The 9,715-nt window shown below is 63.7% G+C and carries 9 protein-coding genes; all 9 read right to left on the bottom strand.

The window, feature by feature from the left end; translation table 11 throughout:
• Positions 1–154 precede the first annotated feature (154 nt).
• The 9 genes from phnN to EN885_RS28790 all read right to left on the bottom strand — a co-directional run bounded on the left by phnN (position 155) and on the right by EN885_RS28790 (position 9,708).
• Positions 155–784 carry a phosphonate metabolism protein/1,5-bisphosphokinase (PRPP-forming) PhnN gene (gene phnN / locus EN885_RS28830; protein WP_164547060.1) on the bottom strand — a complete coding sequence of 210 codons (630 nt, stop codon included), beginning with the start codon at positions 782–784 and terminating at the stop codon, positions 155–157.
• Complete coding sequence (locus EN885_RS28825; protein ID WP_126104027.1) at positions 781–1,920, bottom strand: alpha-D-ribose 1-methylphosphonate 5-triphosphate diphosphatase; 1,140 nt, start codon at positions 1,918–1,920, stop codon at positions 781–783. The genes phnN and EN885_RS28825 overlap by 4 nt, the downstream gene beginning before the upstream one ends.
• Before the next feature lie 80 nt (positions 1,921–2,000).
• Positions 2,001–2,708: a DUF1045 domain-containing protein gene (locus EN885_RS28820; RefSeq protein ID WP_128243734.1), complete on the bottom strand. Its 708-nt coding sequence runs from the start codon at positions 2,706–2,708 to the stop codon at positions 2,001–2,003.
• Positions 2,709–2,862: 154 nt separating this feature from the next.
• Positions 2,863–3,675, bottom strand: a complete 813-nt coding sequence (iolB, locus tag EN885_RS28815; protein WP_128243733.1) for a 5-deoxy-glucuronate isomerase — start codon at positions 3,673–3,675, stop codon at positions 2,863–2,865.
• Between the two features lie 6 nt (positions 3,676–3,681).
• A complete protein-coding gene (locus tag EN885_RS28810) occupies positions 3,682–3,900 on the bottom strand; it encodes a DUF3329 domain-containing protein (protein ID WP_128243732.1) in 219 nt (72 codons plus the stop codon).
• Between the two features lie 47 nt (positions 3,901–3,947).
• Entirely contained in the window at positions 3,948–4,865 is a 918-nt protein-coding gene (gene iolE / locus EN885_RS28805) for a myo-inosose-2 dehydratase (RefSeq protein ID WP_128243731.1), read from the bottom strand.
• A 44-nt stretch (positions 4,866–4,909) separates the two neighbouring features.
• Positions 4,910–6,751 carry a 3D-(3,5/4)-trihydroxycyclohexane-1,2-dione acylhydrolase (decyclizing) gene (gene iolD, locus EN885_RS28800; RefSeq protein WP_128243730.1) on the bottom strand — a complete coding sequence of 614 codons (1,842 nt, stop codon included), beginning with the start codon at positions 6,749–6,751 and terminating at the stop codon, positions 4,910–4,912.
• A 35-nt stretch (positions 6,752–6,786) separates the two neighbouring features.
• Complete coding sequence (iolC, locus tag EN885_RS28795; protein WP_128243729.1) at positions 6,787–8,721, bottom strand: 5-dehydro-2-deoxygluconokinase; 1,935 nt, start codon at positions 8,719–8,721, stop codon at positions 6,787–6,789.
• 141 nt (positions 8,722–8,862) lie between these two features.
• Positions 8,863–9,708: a MurR/RpiR family transcriptional regulator gene (locus EN885_RS28790; protein ID WP_164547059.1), complete on the bottom strand. Its 846-nt coding sequence runs from the start codon at positions 9,706–9,708 to the stop codon at positions 8,863–8,865.
• Positions 9,709–9,715 lie beyond the last annotated feature (7 nt).

Genomic DNA, 9,715 nt, shown 5'->3' with positions numbered 1-9,715 from the left:
AATCGTCTCATCCGACGCCGCCAGACCGTCCGCCAGACTCAACTGACCCAAAACACGATCCGCCATCCCGAATCTCCCTGCTCCAACCTTCACCACAGAATCACCGTTCGGCTTCTGTGCAAAGGTCTCACAAGGGGAGAAGGTAAGGGGCTGCCTAGATCAAGCCCGACATATCCGAAAAAGCCATGGCCTTGCGCAGCACATCGGCGAAGCGCTCGCCGGCTGCCTCGCGTGGGCCGCTATTGTCGATCGAGGTGACGCCTGGCCCGGACAGCGCCACATTGGCGCTGCGCGCCAGGCGCGCCAGCACCTCGCCGCGCGACTCGCGGCCGCGCATGGCCAATCGCTCGGCCAGGATTTCCGGTGAAGCGGTGATCTCGACGATGGCGAGATTTGCGTAACGCTCGCGTAGAACCGGGATAATGGCGCGGGAGACATTGGCAATGGCGACGCGTCCATTGGCGACCGACCAGTCGACTTCAGCCGGAATGCCGTAGCGCAAACCATGCGCCTCCCAGGAGATGGCGAAGGCGCCATCCGCCTCGGCCTCGACAAAGGCCGCATCGGCCAGCGTGTCGTGATCCTCGCTTGTCGTGTCGCTCGGCCGGGTGATGACCCGGCGCACGAACTCCAGCCTTGTCTCGTCAGCGAAGCGGGTGCGGGCATAGCCGATCACCGTGTCCTTGCCGGCGCCGCTCGGCCCGACAACGGCGACAAAGACACCGTCGCGGATCGGAAACGCCGCGGCCGACAACTCACGCTCGATCAACGCCGACGCCATCATGCGACCCGGCGTCCTTGCCGCCAGACCGTGCGGACGACCGGGACATGGTCGTCGAGACGTACACGCACCAGATCGGCGCGCCGGCCCTGCTCGATAACGCCACGGTCGGTGAGGCCGACTGCTTCGGCCGGGTTCTTCGAGACCATCGCCACCGCCTGAGGCAGGGAAATGCCGTCGACCACGTCGCCGAGAAAAAAGGCCGACTGGATCAGGCTGAAGGGAATGTAGTCGGACGACAGTATGTCGAGCAGCCCGTCGCCGGCGAGTGTGCGGGCTGAAACGTTTCCAGAATGCGAGGCGCCGCGCATGACGTTCGGCGCGCCCATCAGCACGCCAAGCCCTGCTTCTTTCGAGGCCCTGGCGGCTTCTTCTGTAGTTGGGAACTCGGCGACGCGGACACCCTGCTCGATCGCTTCATCGACATGGCCTGTCGTGGCGTCGTCATGGCTGGCGAGCACGATGCCGCGCTGATGGCAGGCGGCGGCGATGAAGGCGCGGTTCGGGCCGGAATTCGTCGCCGATTCCGCCATCCGCTTCTCGCAAAATTGCTGGAATTCGCGATCCGTCAGCTTCAGCTTGCGCTGGTAGTAATAGGCATAGGTTTCCAAGTCGACGAACTGGCGCTGTCCCGGCGCATGGTCCATCAGCGACGCCAGCTTGATCCTGTCATCGCCGTCGAAATGGGCGAAGGCTGCGAGGCAATCCGGCGCCGAAACCTCGCAGCGCAGATGGATGAAATGATCGGCCCGCAGCCGGTCCTGCTGGACGCTGTCCTCGATCGCATCGGCCAGCTTGCGCATGTCGGCCGAATTCATGTCGGCATCGTCGTCCATGCCGACGCGCAAGGCGTCGAGCACGGTGGTGATGCCGGCGGTCGCCACTTGCGCGTCGTGAGCGAGCACCGCGGCGATCGGGTTCCAGCGCACTTTCGGCCGCGGCGCGTAATGGCCTTCGAGGTGGTCGGTGTGAAGCTCGACCAGTCCGGGGATGATGAAATCGCCGCCCATGTCCTCGCCGGTCCGGCCGGCACCGGCATCGATCCCGGTGATCAAGCCGTCGCGCAGCACGATCGATCCTTCGACGATCTCGTCGGCAAGCACGATGCGGGCATTGTTGAGAACGGTCTCGGCGGTCATTTCAGGCAGTCCTTGGAGCATTTTGCAGCCAATTGGAATCGATTGGCGTCGCACAAACGCGGTTAAAAGAGATAGTCATCTCAGGCAGTTTTTCTAGCCGGGCGGCGCCCGAGCGCGTGATGGGAAAGCACCATGAACGGGGCGCCAGGTTCGGTTTCGACAAATAGGGTCAGCGCGTCCACCGGCACCGGCTTTTGCAGGACCTGCGCAAACAGGCTGTCGATTGCTAAGCGAAGACGAGGGCTTTCCTGTGGCGAGGCTCGGCCGGACAGCGTCATATGGAAACGAAAGGTCTCGAAGACATAGGGGTAGCCCCACTGGCAGAGATTGCGGAATTCAGCCGGCTTCAGCGAATCCGGGCTGCGCCGCTCGATTTCCGCCTCGCTCAGCGGCGCGCGAAAACGGTCGAAGTCGCGCACGACGTCGTCGGCGAAGCGGTTGAGCGCCGGCAGTGGTCCTTCCGGCACGAGCGCGAAGAAGCCATCGATCTGGCTGACGACCAGACGCGGGATCATCACCACCGGCGTCGTCTCGGCAAAATCGTCGAGCGCCGCGCGAAGCGAGGCTTCCGTCTCGTTCGAGGCCAGCCGGAAGGGCGCCTTCAGCGTCGCGTGGAAGCCGTAGCGGCGCGCCGAAGCGGTGTGGAAGGCGACTTCCGCCGCCGACAGATCGCCCACGGCCTCGACAGGCCTTGTGGCGGCGCCGAATGGGTCGCGGCCGAGCCAATTGGCGGCGATCCGCGCCAGCGGTTCGTCCTGCCGGGGGGTGAAATAGATAGCGTAGCGCATCGAAAGTCCTCGTCAACTCCCGCTGCCATAGGCGATTTGCATGACGAAATGACGAAGCTGATGATCGCTCCTGATAACAAAGTTGTTCAGGCGGGTCATTAGCCGACGATTTTTTCGCTTTGGGCCAGTTTGCCAACCCGGAAGAGCCGCGCGATCAGCTCTTCATCAGCCATTCGTGCTCAGGCGCGTTGTGGAACTTCCACGTCCGCTTCGGCCCGGCCATGACGTTGAGGTAATAGAGGTCGTAGCCATGGCAGGCGGCACAAGGATGATAGCCCTTTGGCACCAGCACGACGTCGCCGTCCTCGATCGCCATCGCCTCATCGAGCGAACGAGCGCCATTCCTGTCGGCATCCGTGTAGACGCGCTGGAAGGCGAAGCCCTGTGGCGGGTTGAGCCGGTGATAGTAGGTCTCCTCGAGATAGGATTCGGCCGGCAGATTGTCCTGGTCATGCTTGTGCGGCGGGTAGCTCGAGGTGTGGCCGCCGGGCGTGATGACCTCGACCACCAGCAAGGAATCGGCCGGCTTGCCTTCCGGCAGGATGTTGGTGACATAGCGCGTGTTGGTGCCCTTGCCGCGAACCTCCTGGCCGAGTTCCTTCGGCGCAATGACGCGGACCGGCAGGCCGCCGCCAAGCCCAGGCGCCGAGCAGACCGCGAGTTCGACATCGGTGTCGGCGGTCACCGACCAGTCAGAGCCCTGCGGCACATAGACTGACCACGGCTTGCCCTCGAAGGGCGACATGCGTTCGCCGAGCAGGCCGAGATCCTTGCCGCCGGCCTTGGCCTGGCCCTTGCCGGTGACGAATACCAGGCAGACTTCGCGATCCGCGGTTTGCTCAGAGGCCGTTTCGCCTGGCCGCAATCGATGCAGATCGAAACCGACATAGGTCCAGCCGGCGCTTTGCGGCGTCACATGGGCGACGCGACCGTGGCCCTTATCGGCTTTGACGAGCAGTTTCGACATATAGGGTCATTCCTTCGGTTCGGTGTCGGCCGAAGCCTTGTCCCCGTCGGCCGGCTTGTAGAGATAGAAGAACTGCCACACGGCATAGCCGGTGAAGCCGAGCGCGATCGTGCCCCAGAACGGTGCGCCGGTGGCAAACTCGACCACTGCCCAGGCTAGGCAGACCGCGACGATGGCAACGCGCCGCCACAGGGGCCGGAAGAACGGGTGCTCGGAGTCCTTCATCGGATCAGCCCGGGCATCGGATCAGCCTGTCGCCGGAAATAGTGCATTCAAGCATTGGGGAAGCCCTGTGTTTCAACCGTGTAGCCTGCGGCCGTCATCACCCGCATCAACTCCTTGTAGCCGACTTGCGCCATCTTGAGTGGCGGATTCGTTCTTGGGTCCTGCTCCGCCTCGACCACGAACCAACCTTCATAACCGTAGTTCGCCAGCCTTTCCACAATGGCGCCAAAATCCAGCGAGCCATCTCCCGGCACCGTGAAGGCGCCGAGCGCCACGGCATCGAGGAAGGATTGCTTCTGGCGGTCGAGTTTCTCGATCACCCCCATGCGCACGTCCTTCACATGCACGTGGTTGATGCGCCGGTGATGATTGTCGATGGCGCGCAGCACGTCACCGCCGGCAAAAGCCAGGTGGCCCGCATCGAGCAGCAAGGGAATGCCTTCGCCCGAGTACCGCATGAAGGCATTGAGTTCGGGCTCGGTCTCGACGACCGCCGCCATATGATGGTGGTAGGAGAGTGGCATGCCTTGCTCGGCGCACCATTCGCCGAACTCGGTGAGGCGCCTCGCATAGGCTTTCATCTCGTCGTCCGAAAGCCTGGGCTTGGTGGCGAGCGGCTTCGAGCGATCACCCTGGATGGAGCGGCCGACCTCGCCATAGACGATGCAGGGCGCGTTCACTGCCTTGAACAGATCGATCATCGGCTGGATGCGATCCTTATTCCTGGCCATGTCTTCGTCGACCAGCGTGCCGGAGAACCAGCCGCCGCAAAGCGTGACGTCGGCCTCTTTCAGGATCGGCAGCATGATCTCCGGATCGCTGGGAAAACGGCGGCCCATTTCCATGCCGGTGAAGCCTGCCGAGCGCGACTGCGCCAGGCATTCCTCCAGCGACACATCATCGCTGAGTTCCGCAAGATCGTCGTTCCACCATGCAATGGGGGACATGCCCAGTTTGGCTCTCAAGTTGTTACTCCAGTTCAGGCCTTAGGATCAGCTTCACGGACGGCTTAAGGCCGCCCGCTCAGCGCTTCCTCGTATTTCTTGCGCGCCGCGTTCACTTGCGGGCGCACCGAGACTTCCGGCACGGCGACATCCCACCAGCTTCCACCGGCTTCGGTCGAAACCAGCGGATCGGTGTCGATGACAAGCACAGTGGTCCTGGTATTCTTCCGAGCTTGCGCCAGCGCCGTTTCCAGCCCGGCGATCGACGAAACTTTCTCGGCGATCGCGCCCAGGCTTGCCGCATGCGCGGCGAAGTCGATATCGGGCAGAACCTCGTGGCGGGCGTCCTTCAAGAGATTGTTGAAGTTGGCGCCGCCGGTCGCCATCTGCAGCCGGTTGATGCAGCCATAGCCTCGGTTGTCGAGCAGCACGATGGTCAGCTTGAGGCCGAGCATGACAGACGTTGCGATCTCGGAATTGAGCATCAGATAGGAGCCATCGCCAATCATCACGACGACCTCCTCGTCGGGCTTGGCCATTTTGACGCCAAGCCCGCCTGCGATCTCGTAACCCATGGTCGAGAAGCCGTATTCGGCATGGTAGGAGCCGGGCGCCCCCGCCTGCCAGAGCTTGTGCAATTCGCCGGGCAGGCCGCCGGCGGCATGAAGCAGCGTCACACCGGCGCCCATGGCGCGCTGCACGGCACCGATCACCTGCGCGTCGGAGGGATAGGCGGCATTGGTCGACGCCGTCACCTTGTCGGCATCGGCCTGCCAATCCTTCTTGCCCCTGGCCGCATTGTCGGTCCAGGCGGCCGGCGCCTTCCAGTCTTTCAGCGCCGCGCCGAGCTCGGCGAGCCCTTCCGCCGCGTCTGCGACCAGCGGCAGCGCCTGGTGCTTTCCCGCATCGAAAGGTTGGACGTTCAGCCCGATGATGGTTTTGCCGGAATTCTTGAACAGCGCCCACGAGCCGGTGGTGAAGTCCTGCAGCCTGGTGCCGACGGCAAGCACGACGTCGGCTTCTTCGGCCAGCCGGTTGGCCGCCGAGGTGCCGGTGACGCCGACCGCCGCCATGTTGAGCGGATGATCGTCCGGCAGCGATGATTTGCCGCCTTGCGTCTCACAGACCGGGATGCCGGCGCCTTGCACCAGCTTCGCCAATTCACCCGATGCCTGCGAATAGAGCACGCCGCCGCCGGCAATCACCAATGGTTTAGTCGCCGCCTTCAGCGCCGCAACCGCAGCCGCGAGTTCCTGGCGGTCCGGACGCGGCCGCCGCTGATGCCAGACCCGTTCGGCAAAGAAGCTCTCGGGGTAATCATAGGCCTCGGCCTGCACGTCCTGGCAGAGCGCCAGCGTCACCGGCCCACATTCGGCCGGATCGGTCAGCACCTGCATGGCACGGTTCAGCGCCGGGATGATCTGCTCCGGCCGGGTGATGCGATCGAAGTAGCGCGACACCGGCCGGAAGCAGTCATTGACCGTCGCCGTGCCGTCAGAAAAATCCTCTGCCTGCTGCAGGACGGGGTCGGGGATGCGATTGGCGAAGACGTCGCCGGGGAGAAACAGGACGGGCAACCTGTTTACATGCGCGAGTGCCGCCGCCGTCACCATGTTGAGCGCGCCGGGGCCGATCGAGCTGGTCGCCGCCATGAAGCGGCGGCGAAAATTGGCCTTGGCATAGGCGATCGCCGCATGCGCCATCGCCTGCTCGTTATGGGCGCGGAAGGTAGGCAATTCGTCGCGCACCTGATAGAGCGCCTCGCCGACGCCGGCGACATTGCCATGGCCGAAGATCGCCCAGACTCCGCCGAAGATCGGCATTTTCTTGCCGTCGATCTCGCTCATCTGGCGAGCAAGAAAGCGGGTCAGCGCCTGCGCCATCGTCAGGCGGATTGTCTTGGTCATCTTGTTTTCCTCCGCAGTCCTTATGCCGCGCCTTCTTATGCTGCTTTGCGGCCGCGCGCGGCAAGCCATGCCTCGGTCAGTCTCTCGAAGCGAGACGCCATGTCGGCCACCGCTTCCTCGTCCGACATTCTGCCGGCAAGCCACTGTTCGGCTGCGTTGATGAAGATGGTTCGACCGACGGCGAAGCCCTTGACGATGGGCGCTTTGGCGGTGGCGGCAAAGGCGGCTTCCAGCTCGTCCTGTGGCGCTTCGAGGCCGAGCAGCACAATCCCGCGGCACCATGGGTCGTTCTTCAGGATCACCGCCTCGATCTTTGCCCAAGCCCCGGCTGAAGCCTGCGGTTCGAGCTTCCACCAGTCAGGCTTGATGCCAAGCGCGTAGAGTTCCTCGAGCGCGCGCGGGATCGTCGTGTCGTCGAGTTCGCCGTGCTTGCCGGCAATGATCTCGATGAGAAGTTCTCTGCCCACTTTCCGCGCGGCCTCGAACAGGCTTTTGAGCTTCTGCTGCTGCTCGGTCTTCAGCGGCTCCGGGTCGTCGGGGTGATAGAAGCATAGGCACTTGATGCAATGGTCGACCGGCCACTCGATCAATTGCGAGCCGATGTCCTGCGAGAATTCGAAACGAAGCGGCCGCGATCCCGGCAGTTCGACCGGCCGGCCGAGCCAGGCGAAGGAATGACGGGCGAATTCGAACATCGCCTCGCGGCCGTATTTCTCGTCGAGCAGCATGCCGTAGCCGGCACGGCCGGCGGCAACCCTTGCCGCCGCCTTGACCGTCAGCACCTTGAAATCATGGATGCGCGATGGGTCGGCACCGGCTTTCGCGGCGACATCGTCAAGCTGGATACGGTGGTCGCAGGCCAGCGCCATCAGCGAGGGAATGTCGCGCCTGCGCGTCGTCGCCCAATGGACATGGTTGATCGCCTCGTCCTTGCGCAGCGCCAAGTGCCTGCTGCCGTTCTTCAGGAAGAACTGCAATTCCTCGAAGGTCGGGTATTCCGGAGCGCAGAGCAGCCGCGACACGGCGAAGGCGCCGCAGGCATTGGCCCAGGTCGCCGCCGTCTCAAGGCTTTCCTCGCCCAGCCAGCCGCGCAGGAAGCCCGACATGAAGGCATCGCCGGCACCGAGCACATTGTAGACCTCGATCGGAAAGCCCTTGCCGACAATGCCGTCTTCGAGATCGTCGCTGATCGGCCCGTCATAGACGATGCAGCCCATGGCGCCGCGTTTCAAGACGATGGTGGCCTTGGACAGCGAGCGGATCGTCTTCAACGCATTCAGGCAATCGTCGGCGCCGGAGGCAATCATGATCTCTTCTTCGGTGCCGACGATGAGGTCGCAGTCGGGCAGCACCGTCTTCAACTGGGCGGAGACCCGGTCGGATTTCACATAGCGCTCGAACCCTTCGGCATGGCCGGCCAGCCCCCAGAGGTTGGGGCGATAGTCGATGTCGAACACCACCTTGCCGCCCTTGGCCTTGATAGCGCGGATCGCCTTGCGCTGCGCGGCATCGCTGTTGGGCCGCGAAAAATGCGTACCGGTGACGACGATCGCGCGCGCCGAGGCAATGAACGCTTCGTCGATATCGGCTTCCGAAAGTGCCATGTCGGCGCAGTCGGAGCGGTAGAAGATCATCGGCGAGACGCCTTCCTCCTCGACCGACAACAGCACCAGCGCGGTCAGCCGGTCGGGGTCCGTCCTGAGGCCGTCGACGGATACGCCCTCGCGCGTCAGCTGCTCGCGGATGAAGCGGCCCATCTGCTCGTCGCCGACGCGGGTGAGCAGCGCCGAGCGCAGGCCAAGCCTCGCCGTGCCGACTGAAATATTGGCCGGACAGCCGCCGACCGACTTGGCAAAGGAGGTGATGTCCTCCAGGCGCGAGCCGATCTGCTGACCATAGAGATCGACGGAGGCGCGGCCAATGGTGATGACGTCGAGCGGCGCATGTTTCGCGTCCACGGCTTCGCCCATTCGAACCTCCCATCAGCCTTGTTGTCTTGGGTAACACGCGCGAGCGGCAGCGTGGCGCCGGCAATATGAAATAATAATTCCAATCCATAGTCAATATGGAACACGCGTTCCTTTGCTGAAAAGTGCTGGCGCGATGGCCACCTAGGCCTTGCGCTTGCGGCCCGTGTCGCGGCGCTTCTCGCCAACCGCGACGGTCAGCGCCATGGCCAGCGCCATGGTCGCCGACAGCGAGCGGAAGCCGGCGAAATCAGCCTCGGCAACCTCGAACCAGACCTTGGCGAACTGGGCGAGCGGAGAGAACGAGCTGTCGGTGATCGCCACGATCGGCACGCCTTGCTCGGAGATGACGCGCGCCTCCTCGATGGCCGCCGGGGCATAGGGTGAGAAACTGATGGCGATGACGGCATCCCTGGGCGAGGCAAAGCCGATCATCTCGGCGTTGAGTCCGGCGGCCGATTCGATCAGCTGGTTGCGGATCTTGAGCTTGCCCAGCGCATAGGCGATGTAGGAGGCGACCGGATAGGAGCGGCGCTTGGCCAGCACATAGATGGTCTCCGCCTTCGCCAGCAAGGCGATAGCATCTTCGAAATGCTCTTCGTTCAACCTGCCTGAAATATCGTTGAGCGAGGTGCTGGCCGCGGCGACGAAGCCGTCGAAGATCGCCCGGTGACCGGCGCCTTCCTCGGCCTTGGCGCGCAATGCCGCCAGCCTTTCATCATAGGACGAATTGCGCTCACGCAGGCGCTCGCGAAATACCAGCTGCAGGCTGGTGAAGCCGTCGAAGCCGAGCTGCTGGGCAAAGCGGATCAGGGTCGAAGGCTGAACGCCGGCGGAGGCGGCTATGCTGGCGGCGGTGCCGAAGGCAATATCGTCGGGATTGTCGAGCGCATAGGCGGCGATCTGCGCGATACGCTTGGGCAGGCTATGGCGCCGTTCCAGGATCGTCGTACGCAGCGTCTCGAAATCGCGGGGCACCCGTTCGTCCATCGTCGCT

The sequence above is a fragment of the Mesorhizobium sp. M6A.T.Cr.TU.014.01.1.1 genome (assembly GCF_004022765.1).
In the GTDB taxonomy this organism is placed as follows: Bacteria; Pseudomonadota; Alphaproteobacteria; order Rhizobiales; family Rhizobiaceae; genus Mesorhizobium; species Mesorhizobium mediterraneum.
Note: the sequence above shows the minus strand (reverse complement) of the source record. Positions and strands in the feature narration are given on the sequence as shown.